Raw genomic sequence first — 16,315 nt, 5'->3', positions numbered from 1 at the left:
CGTCACTGTGGAAAAGCTGGCATGAATCCGTATCTGCGGAAGTATGCTGTCTTCCGTGCCGAACTTGCGGGTCAGTGAGGCGGCCGCGCTCCTCGGGGTCAGCGACGACACGGTGCGTCGCTGGATCGACCAGGGCCGGCTGCCGTCGAAACAGGAGGGCGGCCGGATGGCCGTCGACGGGCAAGCGCTCGCCGCGTTCGCCCAGGAGCTGGCGGAGTCGCCGGAGCCGGGCACCACCACGGCCGCGTCGGCGCGCAACCGGATGCGCGGGATCGTCACCCGGGTGGTCAAGGACGGCGTGATGGCCCAGGTCGAGATGCAGGCCGGGCCGTTCCGCGTCGTGTCGCTGATGAGTCGTGAGGCCGCCGACGAGCTCGGGCTGGAGCCCGGCGTGGTGGCCGTCGCGTCGATCAAGTCCACCCATGTCGTCGTCGAGATCCCGGAGGCCTGATGTTCCGCCGTACCGCGTTCGCCGCCCTCGCCGCCGTCGCCGCGCTCGCCCTGGCCGGGTGTGGCGACGACGCCTCGGCCGGATCGTCGTCCTCCCCGAGCAGCTCGGGTACGCCGATCCTGTCGGGCAAGGTCGAGGTGTTCGCCGCCGCGTCGCTGACCGGGACGTTCACCCAGCTGGGCAAGGACTTCGAAGCCGCACACCCGGGGGTGAAGGTGAACTTCAACTTCGCCGGCAGTTCGGCGCTCGCGAAGCAGATCAACGAGGGTGCGCCGGCCGACGTGTTCGCTTCCGCGGCGCCGAAGAACATGGCCGACGTGCAGGACAAGAACGCGCCGACGACGTTCGTGACCAACACGCTGGAGATCGCCGTACCGACGGGGAACCCGGGCAAGATCACCGGCGTTCAGGACTTCGCCGACGAGAGCAAGAAGATCGCGATCTGTGCACCGCAGGTGCCGTGCGGCGCGGCGGCCGAGAAGGTCTTCAAGGCGGCCGGAGTCACCGCGAAGCCGGACAGCCTCGAGCAGGACGTGAAGGCGGCGCTCACCAAGGTCAGCCTGGGTGAGGTCGACGCGGCGTTGGTGTACAAGACCGATGTGCTGTCCGCGAAGGGCAAGGTCGAGGGGATCGAGTTCCCCGAGGCGACTGAGGCGGTCAACGAGTACCCGATCGCCACGCTGACCAAGGCTCCGAACCCGGATGGCGCCAAGGCGTTCGTCGACTACGTGCTGTCCGACAAGGGCACCGCAGTCCTGGCCGCGGCCGGCTTCACCGCACCGTGAGTCGTCGTGGCAGGAGTACGAGCGGGCGGCTGCCTCTCGTACTGCTGCTGCCCGCACTGCTCGGCCTGGCGTTCCTGCTCGTCCCAGTGGTCGGCCTGCTCGCCAAGGCCCCGTGGTCGACGCTGCCGGGCCGGCTGTTCAGCGCAGACGTTGGGCAGGCGCTGAGGCTGTCGCTGGTGTGCGCGACCGCTGCAACTGCGGTCTGCCTGGTGCTAGGCGTCCCGCTGGCCTGGCTGCTCGCTCGTGGTGGGTTGCCGGGACGGAATGTCATCCGCGCGTTCGTCACAGTGCCGCTGGTGCTGCCGCCCGTGGTTGGTGGCGTTGCGCTGCTCCTGGTGCTCGGGCGACGCGGTCTGATTGGTCAGCACCTGGAGGCGTGGTTCGGTATCTCCCTGCCGTTCACAACGGCCGGAGTGATCGTGGCGGAAGCCTTTGTGGCCATGCCGTTCCTGGTGATCTCCGTGGAGGGTGCATTGCGCGCCGCCGACCCGCGGTACGAAGAGGCGGCCGCAACGCTCGGTGCGGGTCGCTGGATGACGTTCCGGCGCGTGACGCTCCCGTCGATCGCACCGGGCATCGTGGCCGGGACGGTGCTGTGCTGGGCACGCGCATTGGGCGAGTTCGGCGCCACCATCACATTTGCCGGCAACTTCCCGGGCCGTACGACGACCATGCCGCTGGCTGTCTATCTGGCGTTGGAGACTGATCCCGATGTGGCCGTCATACTGAGTCTGGTGCTGCTGTTCGTGTCCGTCGTCGTACTGGCGTCTCTCCGCGAGCGCTGGATCAGTGGACTCCGATGACCCTGTACGCCGACCTTCGCGTGAGTCGGGGCTCCTTCGACCTGTCTCTGGACCTGACCGTCGAGCCAGGTGAGGTTGTAGCCCTTCTCGGCCCTAACGGCGCCGGCAAGACCACTGCGCTCCGTGCGATCGCCGGACTGCTCGCGTTGAACGGTGGACGGATCGCACTCGACTCCACGGTCTGGGACGAACCACCACGTACCTTCAGCACTCCTGATCAGCGGCCTATCGGTGTGGTCTTCCAGGACTACCTGCTGTTCAACCACCTGAGCTGCTTGGAGAACGTGGCTTTCGGCCTCCGCGCTCGGGGTGTCGACAAGCCCACCGCCCGTCGGCAGGCCGCACGGTGGTTGGAGATCGTTGGTCTGTCGGAGTACGCGCGTTCGCGACCTCAAGCCCTCTCCGGCGGGCAGGCTCAACGCGTGGCGCTGGCGCGGGCGCTGGCCACCGAGCCCGATCTCCTGTTGCTGGACGAGCCGTTGGCCGCATTGGACGCCGGAACCACGCTGCACGTCCGCGCGGAGCTCGGCCAGCACTTGGACCGCTTCGAGGGCCACACTCTCCTGGTCACCCACGACCCACTGGACGCGATGGTTCTCGCCGACCGTCTGGTCATCATCGAGAACGGCCAGGTCGTCCAGGAAGGCAAACCCACTGAGGTGGCCCACCGGCCGCGCACCGACTACGTAGCCCAACTGGTCGGTCTGAACCTCTACCGCGGCACGGCCTCCGGCACCACGGTCGTGCTGAACGACGGCAGCAAGATCACCTTGGCCGAACCGGCTACTGGCGGCGTTCACGTCGCGTTCCCGCCGACCGCGGTCAGCTTGTATCCCGAGCTCCCATCCGGCAGCCCGCGCAACACCTGGCCGGCTGTTGTCACCGGCATCGAACAGCACGCCCACACCGTTCGAGTCCGCCTCGACGCATCCCCCACCGGCCCGGCCGACCTCCTCGCCGACATCACCCCCGCCGCGGTCGCCGACCTGCACCTCTCCCCCGCCCAGCACCTCCACGCCACCCTCAAAGCCACCGAGGTCCACACCTACCCGGTGTAACCGGGAGTGGCCCCCGCCGAGAGCACGGCCTTCCGCGGCACACCTGACCGACGGTCGGGTACGACGTACTTCGGGTGGGGTTACGGGTTGTGATGGGTTCGGGACGGATTGACATGTTGTTACGGGGTGAATCACGCTCAGGACGCGCGATGGCGTAACGAAGAGTGTTTAGTTACTCACTCGTAGTGCATGTGTTCTTCACATCAGAGTGATGACATCGTGCACTACGCCGACCCCTCGGGTGCCGCCCAAGATGTGGCGGGGCACCACGAAAGGGGGGTCGGACAGTCATGCACGAGAGTTACGAGTTCTACTGCCTTGCGGATCGGCGGTTCTACGAGACGCCGGCCAATCGCGGTGCCGGGCACCCGGACTTCGCGATCACGCGGCGCGCGGTGCCGGAGCACTGGCAGCACGTGCCGGGTGAGCAGTGGATGCACTACGCACCCGCGGACCTCGAGCTCCCGAGCCAGGGCTGGAAGGTCCACGTGTCGGCCCGTCTGCAGGATGTCGAGCGCACTCTCGAGGCGGTGTGGGAGTACTGCGTCCCGCGCGGCATCGCGTTCAAGTTCCTGCGCAACGAAGCCGTCCTCGTGATGGTGAACTCGAAGGCCGCTCCCCGCGGGTCGAGCGGCAAGCTGGTGACGATCTACCCGACGGACGACGCCCAGCTGGAGCTCGTCCTCAAGGAACTCAACGAGATCCTGCACGGCGTCGAGGGCCCGTACATCCTGAGCGACCTGAGGTACGCCGACGGTCCGCTCTTCACCAGGTACGGCGCCTTCGTCAGCAGGTACTGCCTGAACCAGGCCGGTGAGCGCGTCCTCGCCCTCGAAGGACCGCACGGCAACCTGGTCCCGGACCACCGCGGCCCGACATTCGTGACACCGCCGTGGGTCCAGCTCCCGGAGTTCCTCCAGCCGCACCTCGACGCCCGCAACGCGGTCACCACCAACGACCTCGCGTACACGATCGACGGCGTCATCCAGTTCTCGAACGGCGGCGGCGTGTACCTCGGCCACCACAACGACTCCGGCGACCGCGTGGTCCTCAAGGAGGGACGCCCGTACGCCGGTCTCGACATGGCGGGCCGGGATGCGGTGGCGCGGATCGCCCACGAGCGCGACATCCTCGAGCAACTCGAGGGCCTGGACGCCGTACCGAAGACGCACGACTACCTGCAGCTGGGCGACCATCACTTCCTCGTCCAGGAGCACATCGATTCGGTGTCGCTGCAACGCGAGCTGGTACGGCGTTACCCGCTGACCCACCCGGACGCGACCGCGGCCGACAAGGCGGCGTACGCCGACTGGGCGACCGCGATGGTCGCCAAGGTCGGCGAGGCGGTCGGGCAGCTGCACGAACGCGGAGTGGTGTTCTGCGACCTGCACCCGGACAACCTGCTGCTCGATGTGAACGGCAAGCTGACCCTGATCGACTTCGAGGTCGCGACGAAGGCCGAGGACCAGGCCCGTTCGACGCTCGCGCACCCGGGGTACGCCGCTCCGCAGGACCGCCAAGGCGTCGATGTCGACCGTTACGCGCTCGCCTGTATCGCACTGAGCGTTTATGCGCCGCAGGCAACGATCTTGCTGAATCTTCATCCCGGCAAGGCGTTCCAGCTCGCCGACATGATCGCCGAGACCTTCCCGGTCGCACGCGAAGAGCTCGCCGAGGCTGTCACCACGATCGTCGGCGACAACACCACGAACGACCTCCGCGACCTGCCGCTCCCCGGTAAAGCCGGCTGGACCGAGGTCCGCGCCGCGCTCGCCAGGGCGATCGTCGCCAGCGCCACTCCGGAACGCACCGATCGCCTGTTCCCCGGCGACATCGCGCAGTTCCGCGACGGTGGCGGTATCGATCTCGCGACCGGCGCGGCCGGTGTCCTCTACGCGCTGGCCAGGACGGGCGCCGGACGCTTCCCGGAGTACGACGACTGGCTGCGCGAGCAGGCCGTCAACACGCCCGCCGGACCAGGACTGTACGACGGTCTGCACGGCGTCGCGCACGTTCTCGACGAGCTCGGCTACCGCCAGGACGCACTCGACCTGATCGATCGCACGCTGGCCGATGACTGGAGTTCCCGCGAGCTCGGCCTGTACTCCGGTCTCGCGGGCATCGGCCTGAACCTCCTGCACTTCGATACCGAGCCGGCGCTGCGAGCGCGCGCGGTCCGGGTCCTCGATCTCGTAGCGGATCGCCTGGACGCCGACGTACCGGAGATCAGTGGTGGTCAGCATGCGCGGGCCGGTCTGATGTACGGATCGTCCGGGCCCGCCCTCCTGTTCCTCAACGCGTTCGAGCAGCTCGGTGACACCGGTCTGCTCGACCTCGCGGAGATCGCGATCCGGCAGGACCTCAAGCGGACCGTGCTGACCGAGGACGGGATGCGTCAGGTCAACCAGGGCTGGCGAACGCTGCCGTACCTCGAAGAGGGCTCGGCCGGCATCGCGCTGGTCCTGGAGCGGTACCTGCGCCACCGCCCGTCCGAGGAGCTCGCCGTCACGCTCCAAGAGCTCAAGCGCGTCACCCACTGCTCCTACTACGTCCAGCCCGGGCTGTTCATGGGCCGCGCCGGTCTGCTCCTCACCGCAGCCGCGCTCGGCGATCAGGTCGACGACCTGATCCACGGCCTCGGCTGGCACGCGATGCCGTTCGAAAGCGGCCTCGCGTTCCCGGGAAACCAGCTCCTCCGGCTCTCGATGGACCTGGCGACCGGATCGGCCGGCGTCCTGCTGGCTCTGGGTACGGCGCTGGATTCGGGGTTGCACGACGCGCCGGCGACCCTCCCGTTCCTCGGACCTCCCCAGTGGTCCGAGCCCCTGTCCCGACGAGCGACATCGAAGGAGGTGTAAACACATGGCACTTCTCGACCTTCAGGGTCTCGAGACCCCGGGTTACGGCCACGGCGGCCACCACCACGGCGGCTCCACGCTGACCGTGCTGGGCTGCGCTTCGCAGACCCCGAGCAACCTGAGCCTGCTGCTCTGCCACTGATCCGGCAGCGGTTCCAGGATCTGTTACAGCACCTGTTATGCCAGGTAGCGGGCCCTGGGCGGGCGGCATACCCGCCCGGGGCCGACCTGGTCCACGCCGGTGACCGACTCGCCTCGGTCGCCGGCGGGTAGCCCGGCGGCGCCGCGCTCGTTGTGTGGGTGGGACAGAAGGAGAGTGAGGTGAACTTTTCCGTGCAGTCTTATCCATGCGCCGAGCGTCTGACGCTCGTGGAGCAGGTGCACGGTTGTACCGTCGCCGACCCGTACCGCGGGCTCGAGGACGCCGAAACGCCGGTCACGCAGCGCTGGCTGCGCACCCAGGACGACCTGTGGCTGACGTACGCCGGCTCACTGACCACCCGCTTCCGCTGGAAGAACCGCGTCCGCCAGTTGTCCGAGGTCGGCAGTGTGTCCACGCCCGTCCGGCGCGGCGACCGCTGCTTCACGCTGCGCCGCGAGTCCGGCCGGCAGCACGCCGTACTGTTCCTCGACGAGACGCCGCTGATCGACCCGAAGCAGCTCGATCCGACCGGCCTGACCACGCTCGACGCCTGGCAACCGTCACCGGACGGCACGAAGGTCGCGTTCCAGCTCTCCCGCGGCGGCGACGAGCAGTCCACGCTCTCGGTCCTCGACATCGCGAGTGGACAGCTCGTCGACGGCCCCATTGACGGCTGCCGCTACTCGCCCGTCGCCTGGCTCCCGGACGGCACCGCCTTCTATTACGTCCGCTTCCGGCAGGTACGCCGGCACACACTGGGCGACCCTGACGACGCCACGGTCCTCGCCGACGAAGCGTCGTACGGGCTGGAGATCAGCGGCAACTGGCTGACGATCTGTACGCCGACCGACGTCTGGCTCGCGGACCTGTCGACGGATGCCGCGCCCACGCACCTGCCGCAGGACGCGACCACGATCATGTCCGTCGGCCCCGACGGCCGCCTGTACGTCGTCACGACGCAGGACGCTCCCACCGGCCGGATCTGCGTCGGCGACCCGACCGAGCCGACCGTCTGGCACGACTACATCCAGCCGGACGGGCCGCCCACCGGGCTTGCGATCCTGGACGACGTCGTCCTCGTGAGTACGGCCGACAAGATCAGCGCGCACGACCGCGAAACCGGCCGCCACCTCGACACCCTCGACCTCGCCGGCGGATCCGTCGGCTCGCTCACTGCCCACGGCAATCAGGCCTGGTACACCTACACCGACGCGATCACGCCACCAACGGTCTACCGCTACGACGACTCGCCGCAGACCGCCCCGGACCTCGAGACACACACGGTGAGCACCAGTTCCGGCGTCGAGCTCCGCGTGATCGGCAAACCAGGCCCACGCCCCACGATCCTCTACGGGTACGGCGGATTCGGGCAGTCGCTGACTCCGACGTACTCCGCCTTCGCGCTCGCCTGGGTCGAAGCGGGCGGCTCGTTCGTCACGGCGGCCGTCCGCGGTGGCGGTGAACGCGGCGCGACCTCGCACCAGGCCGGCATCCGCCACGACAAGCAGAACACGTTCGACGACTTCATCGCGGCCGCGGAGTACCTGATCTCCGAAGGCTGGACCACGCCGGACCAGCTCGCGATCTGTGGTGAGTCGAACGGCGGCCTCCTGACGGCCGCCGCGCTCACCCAGCGGCCCGAGTTGTTCGCCGCTGCGGTCTGCTCCGCGCCGCTGACCGACATGATCCGTTACGAGCTCTCGGGCCTCGGCGAGCGCTGGATCGCGGAGTACGGGACGGTGCAGGACGCTGACGACTTCCGGGCGTTGCTCGCGTACTCGCCGTACCACCGGGTCGTCGACGGCGTGAAGTACCCGGCCGTGCTGCTGACCGCGTTCGGGAACGACACCCGGGTGGATCCGTTGCACGCGCGGAAGATGTGCGCGGCGCTCCAGCACGCGACGGCGAGCACGCGACCGGTGCTGCTGAGGTACGAGCCGGACGCCGGCCACGCGACCGGCGGCATCGCGCTGGCGGCCGACATGCTGGCGTTCCTCGCTGACCAGACAGGTCTGGACCGATGATCACCTTCGGAGAGGTGGCCAAACGCGGCCGGGGCTGGCTGCCGTTGATCGGGGTGAACGCGCTGATCGGGAGCGGGGTGACGCTCGCGCTGCCGACCGTTCTCGGCCGCTCGGTCGACGCGATCGTTGCCGGTGACGGCTACACCCGCTGGTTGATCACGGCAGCCGCGTTGATCGGTCTCGGCATCGCGGCGAGCATCGTCGACGCGTTCGCGGGCGCGGCGTGCGTCGCCGAGACGACGGCCTGGCTTCGGCATCGCCTGGTCCGGCACGTCGTTCGCGGCGGCCCCGAGGGAACTCGCGACTTCGAGACCGGCGACCTGGTCACGCGCGTGTCGGCCAACGCGACCGACGCCGCTCAGGCCGGTCCGGCCGCGGTGACGGCGATCGCCGCGATCGCGCCGCCGCTCGGCAGTCTCGTGCTGCTCGCGGTCATCGACGTGTGGCTCGCCGCCGCGTTCCTCGGCGGCGTCGTCCTCGTGATCCTCGTGCTGTGGACGTTCGCGAGACGAACCGCCGACGTCAGCCTGGCCTACCAGGAGACCCAAGGCCGCATCGCCGCCCTGCTCTCCGAGTCCCTCACCGGGATCCGCACCATCACCTCCGCCGGCACGACGGACCGTGAAGAGAGCCGCATCCTCGCCCTGCTCCCCGAACTGCACCGGCACGGTGTCGTCACCTGGCGCATCCTCGCCCGGTCCGGCGCACAGGCCGCGGTCGTCGGCCCGCTCGTCCTGGTCGCCGTACTCGCGGTCGGTGGACTGCAACTCGTGGCCGGCCACATCACCGCGGGCGAGCTGTTCGCCGCGTCGCAGTACGCCGTACTCGGGGCCGGTCTCGGGAACCTGACCGGTGTCCTGGGCGAGATCGCCCGCGCCAAGGCCGGCGTCAAGCGGTCCGCCGAGGTGCTCGCGATCGACACGATCGCGCACGGCACACTGCCGCTGCCGGCCGGGCCCGGGCAGTTGACGTTCGACAACGTGAGCGTCGTCGCGGACGGGAATGTCCTGCTGGACAACGTGAATCTCGATCTTCCGGGCGGCCGTACGATCGCGGTCGTCGGGCCGAGTGGCGCCGGCAAGTCCGTGTTCGCGGCGGTCGCGGCGCGGTTGCGGGACCCGTCGACGGGGCAGGTCTCGCTGGACGGCGTACCGCTGCAGGCTGTCAGCCGGCGGGCGCTGAGGAGCGCAGTCGGCTGCGCCTTCGAGCGTCCACAGCTGGTCGGCCGGACTGTTGGTGAGTCCCTCGATCCGCACGCGGTCAGCCCGATCCGTACGTTGGCGGCGGCTCGTGCAACGCATGCGCACGACTTCGTCAGCCGCCTCCCCGACGGCTACTTCACTTCGTTGCGCAAGGCACCGATGTCCGGCGGTGAACGGCAGCGCCTCGGCCTCGCCCGCGCGTGGTCGGCCCGTCGCCTGCTGGTGCTCGACGACGCCACGTCGAGCCTCGACACGGCCACCGAACGCCAGATCAGCCGCACCCTCACCGAGGACCGTCACCACCGCACCCGCCTGATCGTCACCCACCGCCCCGGCACCGCCGCCCGCGCCGACCTGGTCATCTGGCTCGACCAGGGCCAGGTCCGCGCGATCGCCCCGCACGCCGACCTCTGGCACAACCCGTCCTACCGAGCCGTCTTCGGATGAAGCGAGAGTTGGTGTTCGGGGCTGGGGCGCTGCGGAAGCGGGCCACGGTCAGGCTGATCGCGTGGTCGGTTCCGGAGATTCTGCCGACGGCCGTCTACGGGATCGCGGTGGCACGGGCGACGGACAGCTTTCTCGATGGGCACGCGTGGCAAGGGGTCGCCTGGCTCGGTGGTCTGGTCGCGACGGCGTGCTTGGGGGCCACGGGAGCGCGGCAGGTCTACGGCCGGCTCGGAGATCTGGTCGAGCCGTTGCGCGACGATCTGGTACGCCGGGTCGTCGGCGGCGCGCTCCGGTCCGGTGACGACAGCGCCGTCGCGCGGCTGAACCGGCAGGTGGAGATCGTCCGCGACACCTTCGCAGGGCTGGTCCTCGTACTGCGGAGTTTCGCGGTCACGCTGTTCGGCGTACTGGCCGGGTTGCTGTCGCTCGCTCCGCTCGTCGCCGCGTTCGTCGTACCGCCGTTCCTGCTGGGGTTCGCGTTGTCGCTGGCGGTGCTCGGGATGGCGGCGGATCGGGTACGGGCGTCACTCACAGCGGACGAGGCGCTCGCGGCGTCGGCGGGCATGGTGTTCGGCGGAGTACGCGACATCACCGCGACCGGGACCGAGGAGTACGCCGAATGGCTCGTCGGCGAACCGATCGAGGCGCAGGCCACGGCGGAGCGCGCACTCGCGAAGGTGTCGGCGTTGCGGACGTTGTGCTTCGCGGTCGGCGGCTGGCTGCCGTTGCTGATCCTGCTCGCGACCGGACCGTGGCTCGTCGAGCGCGGGGTGAGCACCGGCACGCTGCTCGGTGGACTCACCTACGTGCTGATCGGTTTGCAGCCGGCACTGAACACCGTCATGAACGCGCTCGGCGACAGCGGCCTCCGGTACGTCATCACTCTCGGCCGGATCCTCGACACGTCTGCCGCGGCAGCACGACCCCGGCAGGTCGACGAGGTGAACGGCTACCAGGTGCGGATTCGCGACTTGACGTTTGCCTACGGCCCCAAGGCCGAACCGGTTCTCGACGGGCTCGAGCTGACGATCCCCGAAGGCGAACACCTCGCCGTTGTCGGACCGAGCGGTATCGGCAAGTCGACACTGGCCGGATTGGTCTGCGGGATGCTCGCCCCGACCGGCGGCCGGCTGCTGCTCGGCGGAGCGCCGCCGACCGAGGTGGTCACCGACCGGCTCGCCCGGACCCGGGTGCTGATCCCGCAGGAGGCGTACGTCTTCAGCGGCACCGTGCGCGACAATCTCAGCTACTTGTTGCCCGACGCAACAGAGGATCAGATCGCACAGGCCGTACACATGATCGGAGCCGGTGAACTGGTCGACCGGATGGGCGGACTGCACGCCGAGGTGAAGCCGGGCCGGCTGTCCGCCGGCGAGAAGCAGTTGCTCGCGCTGGTCCGCGCCTATCTGTCACCCGCTCCGCTCGCCGTCCTCGACGAAGCGACCTGTTTCCTCGACCCGGAAGCCGAACGCCGGGCCGAAGAAGCGTTCGCCCAACGCCACGGGACCCTGATCGTGATCGCGCACCGGATCAGCTCGGCGCTGCGGGCGCGCCGCATCCTCGTGCTCGACGGCAACAAAGCCACTCTCGGCACCCACACCGCCCTGATGCGCACCTCCCGGATGTACCGCGACCTGCACGGCAGCTGGACACCCGATCAGATCCAGCCCGCGTCCTGAGCCTTGCGGATGGCTTCGATCCGGCTCCGGGAACCGGTCTTCGCGAGAATGCGCGACAGGTAGTTGCGGACGGTCCCCGCGCTCAGGCTGAGGGTCCGCGCGATCTCCTGCGCCGTCGCGCCGGTGGTGACCTGACGCAGTACCTCGCACTCCCGGTCGGTCAGCGGATTGTCGCCGGCCTTCAACGCGGCCACTGCCAGCCGTACGTCGACCACCGGCAGGCCCTTCGCCACGTCGCGCACCGCCTGCACCAGTTGGTCAGTGGTCGCATCGCTCGCGATCAGGCCGATCCGCGGCGCCTGTTTCACCAGCGCCAAGCTGGTCGCCGCGATCGCCTCGTGGTCGATCAGCACCAGCACACCGCGACCGGCGAGTTTGCGGCAGAGCTCCTCGAACCGGATCCGGCCGGGCAGCTGCGGGTCGAGCAGGAAGACGTCGGGGCGCCGTCCGGCCACCTGGAGCACCTCCTCCGCGCGGTCCACCTCGGCCACCACGTCCAGGTCGTTCTCCCTTGCCAGCACCGCGGCCAGTGCACCACGCACCAACGTGCCGCGATGGCCGAGAGCCACTCGGATCACCGCTCCTGCCCCCATCACATCCGTCGCCTCATCCGCCGTTCACCCACGCCCCCGGCGGAAAAGCAGCTGCCGGACGACGGTGCCCGTGTTTCGATCAACGAGTGAACTCACCGGATGACACGCCTGACTCGACAACTTGCCCCGGGTGCGGCGCCGTACTGCCGGGTTCACAGTGGCCGGAGACACCGAAGTACAACGCATCACCGGAGTGCGCGGAGGTCGCCGGCGAGCTGCTCGGGTTCGAGGTGCAGAACGCCGCCCGGCTCGGCTACCTGCATCAACTCCGCATCGATGCCTACGGCGCTCAGCACGTGAACCCCGAGGGCCCACGGATCGGCCCGGTGTTCGCATTGAACGGCCTCTACATGTTCCTCGAACGCGGCTCCGGGAACGTCGATGTCCGGACCGCGCACAGCATCATGGCCAACTCGTACGACGACTGGCCGCGGCTCGTCCCACCCGCCCGGGCCGGCGAACTCACGGCGTACGACGTGCTCGTGGCCGGCGGCGTCGACGAGGTTGAGTCGACCCTGCTCAGGTGGGCCCGCCAGGTCTGGGACGCCTGGCCGGACAACGATCGCCGGACGATCCGGGAACTGACCGTGAAGCTGGTTCCGGAACGCTGTTTCCGGACCCGCTGAACCGATCGGTTCCCACCTCCTGATCGACCCGGAAACCGTTCTGTTGTTGGGGTTTCGGAAGGTCGGTGGACGAAAAAAGTTCGGGGCAGATCACGATCTGGGCTTGCGTTTCCGGCGAACCTCACAGAGGATGACTCAGGTCGCGCCGTTACCGGGGCGTGACCGTTCGGACGCCGTCCTGTGACCTGTCCGATTGCCCCTCCCCTGCACGGGGGGCCTGGTGCGTTTTGCCATGCCCTAGCTCACAAGGAGCGCTTTCTGATGTCCAAGGCTCGACATGCGCGCGCCCGGCGAAGCACTCGCCGGGTGGCCCGAACCCTCTCGATCGCCGGTCTGGGAGCCGGCATCACCGCCGCCGGCGCCGGTGCGGCGTTCGCATCCGACGGCTACACGGTCAAGTCCGGCGACACCCTCTCGGAGATCGCGGCCGCCAACGGGACCGACTGGCACGAACTGGCCCGGATCAACCACCTGAAGGACCCGAACCTCATCCTGATCGGGCAGTCCCTGACGCTGGACGGCGCGCCGAAGGCCGCCTCCGCCCCGAAGGTGTCCGAGAAGGTCCAGCCGCGCAAGAGCGAGGCGAAGAAGAACTTCAAGGTCAACCGCGACGCCCGGACCAGCCGCGACGAGAGCCGCCCGAAGTCGAGCAGCGGCAAGGCCAACCTGAGCGGCGCGTGGGCCAAGGTCGCGAACTGCGAGTCCAGCGGGAACCCGCGCGCGGTCAACGGCGCCGGCTACTACGGACTGTTCCAGTTCGACCTGCAGACCTGGCGCAGCGTCGGTGGCTCCGGCAACCCGGCCAAGGCGTCGGCGGGCGAGCAGCTGATGCGCGCGAAGAAGCTCTACTCGCAGCGCGGCGCCTCCCCGTGGCCGGTCTGCGGCAAGTACCTGCGCTGACGCAGCGCCGTCCGCTGACCCGAGCCTGCTGGGCGGGTGGTGGTGTTCCGTCCTCCCACCACCCCCCCCGGCTCTCCCGGACCGCTTCCCGCTCAGCGTGGCGGGTTAGTGCGCAACTCATCCGTGAGCGCGCTGAGCGGGAAGCACCAAGCGGTCAGCGGCGGGTGAGGACCAGCATCTCGTCGGCCCCGACCTGGAACTCGTAGGGCACCTTGCGGATCTCGTAAGTGACGCCCTCGAGCGAGTCCAGCAACTCGTGCAACCACGGGATCGACTGGCCCGCACCCTGCTGCACCAACGGGAAGATCCGCACCTCGGCGTTGCTGACCCGGATCAGCTCTCGCAACGCGGCCTCGTGCCAGGCCCGGTCGTACTTGTCGGACCAGGTGAAGAGCAGGTGCGAACAGAGCACCAGCTCGAAGCGACGGTCGCCGAAGGGCAGCTCGGGCAGCTCCGCGGCGACGTATCGCTCCGGTGCGTCCATCACGTCCTGCAGGAACCGGTCAGCCGCTTCGATCCGGTACTGGTCCTTGCGTTCCGGTGAGCCGTACCAGTGCCAGACGAAGCTCCCCTGGTGCTCGTCGATGATCCCGGACGTCGCCGGCAGGCTGCGCCGAACGGTATCCACGAGCTCGGCGGTCTCCAGCTCGTACGCCGGGTCGGCGGCGATCGCGTCGACGCCGCGCGCCGCGGCCTCGGCCGTGAAGCCGGCACCCCCGGCACAGCAGTCGAGCACCGAGTCCGGGAGTTCCTTCAGGTCGAACATCGCTTCGTACTCCTCGTACGAGCGCGAGGTCACCAGCACTGGTCCTACCTTTCGACGGTTGTCTTCCGGCGCAGGCGGCGGTCCAGAGTCGTCGCACCGGCCGCCAGAGCCAGGAACAGTACCGCGATCAGCAGACAGTTCAGCAACACCCGCGGGTAGCCGTGCTCGCCGACGTCCATGAACGGGTACGGGTAGAACCCGACGAACTCGCCGCGCACCAAGGTGAAGACGACCCAGAGCAGCGGATACGCGATCGACCAGCCCGCGATCCGCCAGTCGATCGCACCGCGCGGGCCGAACAGCAGCCACCCCAGGACGCCGAGAATCGGCGACGCCGTGTGCAACAGGAAGTCCGTGACCACGGCCAGGCCCTTGAGATCGTACAGACCCGCCAGAACCGTGTTGTAGACGATGCCGGTGACCGCGATGCACAGCACGCCGTTCAGTCGCAGCGTGTTGAACACAGCGCCGCGCGGGCGGTCGGGCTGCAGCACCAGCATGAGCAGAGTGATGCCGAGCAGCAGGTTCGACTGAATGGTGAAGTAGGCGAACATGTTGAGCACACGTTCGGGGTTGTCCGGGTAGAACCCCTCGTGGCCTCTGGCCGTCACCACCACCTGCAGCAGGAGACCGGCCGCGACGACCGCTACCGTGACCGCCGCCCAGATCCGCCCCGTCCTCGTCATGCTGGAAATGTACGACGAGTCACCGCGCGAACCGCGGACGTCACACCGACTGCTTCGCGCGCGGCGCCTTCTCCTCGGGTTCGCCCTCGGACCCCGCACGGTCGAACGAGTAGCTGAACGACACGATCGCATCGATCACCAGCACGATCGTCCAGGTCCACGCGGGCGCCAGGACGGCGTCGTACCCACGGCCGGACAGCAGGCCGAGACCGAGCATGATGCCGACACCGACGACGTACGCGAACAGGTGGCGGAACCAGCCGGCGCGCTCGCGGCGGGCCCGCTCCGGGCCCTTCTTCGGCGGCCTCGGCGGCCGGGGCGCACCAGCCAGGAAGTGCGCGGCCCACCCGTCGGCCCACTTCAGCGTCTGGTGCCCGAACCCGACGCTGACGCCGATGAAGATCGCGGCCAGTGAGTGCTTGAACGCGGGCTCGGCCCCTCGATGGATGTCCAGGACGCTCGCGACCAGCATCACGACGTCGACCAGCGGCACGGCGGCCAACAGCACCAGACCCACCTTCGGCAAGCGCAGCAGGTAGCGCGTCACCAGGCCGGCGGCGAGCAGGACCCAGAAGCCGATCTCACACCCGGCGATCACAGCGAGCAGCACGGTGTTCCCCTCCCGAGTTTTTAAACACGACTGTGTTGTGAAACGAGACTAACACAGCTGTGCTAAAAAGGACTCCATGCCGAAGATCGTCGACCACGCCGCCCGCCGCGAGGAGATCGCCGAAGCGCTCTGGCGGGTGGTCCGCCGGGACGGGATCCGGGCCGCCTCCGTGCGCACGATCGCCGCCGAGGCCGGCTGGTCCGCGGGCGCGGTCCGCTACTACTTCCCCGACCAGGAGGGTCTGCTCAGCTTCGCGATGGACCTGGTCTCGCGCCGCGTCAGTGACCGGGTCGGCGCGATCGAGCCGAAGGGCAGCGCGACCACGATCGCGCTGCGCTACCTCGAGGAGGCGCTCCCGCTGGACGCCGAGCGCCGTGCGGAGTTCGATGTCTGGCTGGCCTTCATGGCGCAGGCGCGGGCCGAGACCGGCGCCGGCACTCTGCAGGAACACGTCGACACCGTGCACAACGGGCTGCGCCGGCTGTGCGAATCGTTGCTGCACTCACTCGCCGAGGCCGGCGCACTGCGGGACGGCCTCGATCTGCGGCGCGAGACCGAACACCTGCACGCCCTGATCGACGGCCTCGCGCTGCACGCGGCGATCCAGCCGGACCGCAGTACGGCGCCGCGGATCCGGCAGCTGCTGCGCCATCATCTGGAGACGCTGACGGCCGGAAACCCCTGA

Annotated in this window: 16 protein-coding genes; 12 read left to right on the top strand and 4 right to left on the bottom strand. The window is 69.0% G+C overall.

The genetic code is table 11. The features are described from left to right. Positions 1-55: 55 nt before the first annotated feature. The 9 genes from ACFYRH_RS08530 to ACFYRH_RS08490 all read left to right on the top strand — a co-directional run bounded on the left by ACFYRH_RS08530 (position 56) and on the right by ACFYRH_RS08490 (position 11,449). Positions 56-451 carry a molybdopterin-binding protein gene (locus tag ACFYRH_RS08530; protein ID WP_387770191.1) on the top strand — a complete coding sequence of 132 codons (396 nt, stop codon included), beginning with the start codon at positions 56-58 and terminating at the stop codon, positions 449-451. Beyond that, complete coding sequence (gene modA / locus ACFYRH_RS08525) at positions 451-1,236, top strand: molybdate ABC transporter substrate-binding protein (protein ID WP_387770189.1); 786 nt, start codon at positions 451-453, stop codon at positions 1,234-1,236. The genes ACFYRH_RS08530 and modA overlap by 1 nt, the downstream gene beginning before the upstream one ends. Beyond that, positions 1,233-2,039, top strand: coding sequence for an ABC transporter permease (locus ACFYRH_RS08520; protein ID WP_387770187.1), 807 nt, complete (start codon positions 1,233-1,235; stop codon positions 2,037-2,039). The genes modA and ACFYRH_RS08520 overlap by 4 nt, the downstream gene beginning before the upstream one ends. Then, positions 2,036-3,097, top strand: a complete 1,062-nt coding sequence (locus ACFYRH_RS08515; protein WP_387770185.1) for an ABC transporter ATP-binding protein — start codon at positions 2,036-2,038, stop codon at positions 3,095-3,097. Before ACFYRH_RS08520 ends, ACFYRH_RS08515 begins: the two co-directional genes overlap by 4 nt. A 290-nt stretch (positions 3,098-3,387) precedes the next feature. After that, a complete protein-coding gene (gene lanKC, locus ACFYRH_RS08510) occupies positions 3,388-5,955 on the top strand; it encodes a class III lanthionine synthetase LanKC (RefSeq protein WP_387770183.1) in 2,568 nt (855 codons plus the stop codon). A gap of 4 nt (positions 5,956-5,959) precedes the next feature. Then, on the top strand, positions 5,960-6,097 hold the full coding sequence (locus ACFYRH_RS08505; protein WP_130387812.1) for a SapB/AmfS family lanthipeptide: 138 nt from the start codon (positions 5,960-5,962) through the stop codon (positions 6,095-6,097). A 191-nt stretch (positions 6,098-6,288) separates the two neighbouring features. Continuing rightward, a complete protein-coding gene (locus ACFYRH_RS08500; protein ID WP_387770181.1) occupies positions 6,289-8,121 on the top strand; it encodes a prolyl oligopeptidase family protein in 1,833 nt (610 codons plus the stop codon). Next, a complete protein-coding gene (locus tag ACFYRH_RS08495; protein ID WP_387770179.1) occupies positions 8,118-9,770 on the top strand; it encodes an ABC transporter ATP-binding protein in 1,653 nt (550 codons plus the stop codon). The genes ACFYRH_RS08500 and ACFYRH_RS08495 overlap by 4 nt, the downstream gene beginning before the upstream one ends. Continuing rightward, positions 9,767-11,449 (top strand): ABC transporter ATP-binding protein, encoded by a 1,683-nt coding sequence (locus ACFYRH_RS08490; protein ID WP_387770177.1) that lies wholly within the window; start codon positions 9,767-9,769, stop codon positions 11,447-11,449. The genes ACFYRH_RS08495 and ACFYRH_RS08490 overlap by 4 nt, the downstream gene beginning before the upstream one ends. Here ACFYRH_RS08490 and ACFYRH_RS08485 read toward each other — a convergent pair. Further along, positions 11,428-12,027 (bottom strand): response regulator transcription factor, encoded by a 600-nt coding sequence (locus tag ACFYRH_RS08485; RefSeq protein ID WP_387770174.1) that lies wholly within the window; start codon positions 12,025-12,027, stop codon positions 11,428-11,430. The two genes, ACFYRH_RS08490 and ACFYRH_RS08485, sit on opposite strands and share 22 nt — an antisense overlap. A gap of 101 nt (positions 12,028-12,128) precedes the next feature. On the opposite strand from ACFYRH_RS08485, the gene ACFYRH_RS08480 reads away from it, so the two are divergent. Beyond that, complete coding sequence (locus ACFYRH_RS08480) at positions 12,129-12,668, top strand: DUF5946 family protein (protein ID WP_387770171.1); 540 nt, start codon at positions 12,129-12,131, stop codon at positions 12,666-12,668. Between the two features lie 261 nt (positions 12,669-12,929). Further along, on the top strand, positions 12,930-13,568 hold the full coding sequence (locus tag ACFYRH_RS08475) for a transglycosylase family protein (protein ID WP_387770169.1): 639 nt from the start codon (positions 12,930-12,932) through the stop codon (positions 13,566-13,568). Between the two features lie 154 nt (positions 13,569-13,722). On the opposite strand, the gene ACFYRH_RS08470 is transcribed toward ACFYRH_RS08475, so the two are convergent. Genes ACFYRH_RS08470 through ACFYRH_RS08460 form a run of 3 tightly spaced genes read right to left on the bottom strand, consistent with a single transcriptional unit; the run spans position 13,723 to position 15,630 of the window. After that, on the bottom strand, positions 13,723-14,373 hold the full coding sequence (locus tag ACFYRH_RS08470) for a class I SAM-dependent methyltransferase (RefSeq protein WP_387770166.1): 651 nt from the start codon (positions 14,371-14,373) through the stop codon (positions 13,723-13,725). Between the two features lie 5 nt (positions 14,374-14,378). Further along, positions 14,379-15,020 carry a Pr6Pr family membrane protein gene (locus ACFYRH_RS08465; RefSeq protein ID WP_387770163.1) on the bottom strand — a complete coding sequence of 214 codons (642 nt, stop codon included), beginning with the start codon at positions 15,018-15,020 and terminating at the stop codon, positions 14,379-14,381. A gap of 40 nt (positions 15,021-15,060) precedes the next feature. Next, positions 15,061-15,630, bottom strand: a complete 570-nt coding sequence (locus ACFYRH_RS08460) for a 2TM domain-containing protein (protein ID WP_387770160.1) — start codon at positions 15,628-15,630, stop codon at positions 15,061-15,063. 76 nt (positions 15,631-15,706) lie between these two features. On the opposite strand from ACFYRH_RS08460, the gene ACFYRH_RS08455 reads away from it, so the two are divergent. Continuing rightward, a complete protein-coding gene (locus ACFYRH_RS08455) occupies positions 15,707-16,315 on the top strand; it encodes a TetR/AcrR family transcriptional regulator (protein ID WP_387770157.1) in 609 nt (202 codons plus the stop codon).

The sequence above is a fragment of the Kribbella sp. NPDC004875 genome (assembly GCF_042873375.1).
In the GTDB taxonomy this organism is placed as follows: domain Bacteria; phylum Actinomycetota; class Actinomycetes; order Propionibacteriales; family Kribbellaceae; genus Kribbella.
Note: the sequence above shows the minus strand (reverse complement) of the source record. Positions and strands in the feature narration are given on the sequence as shown.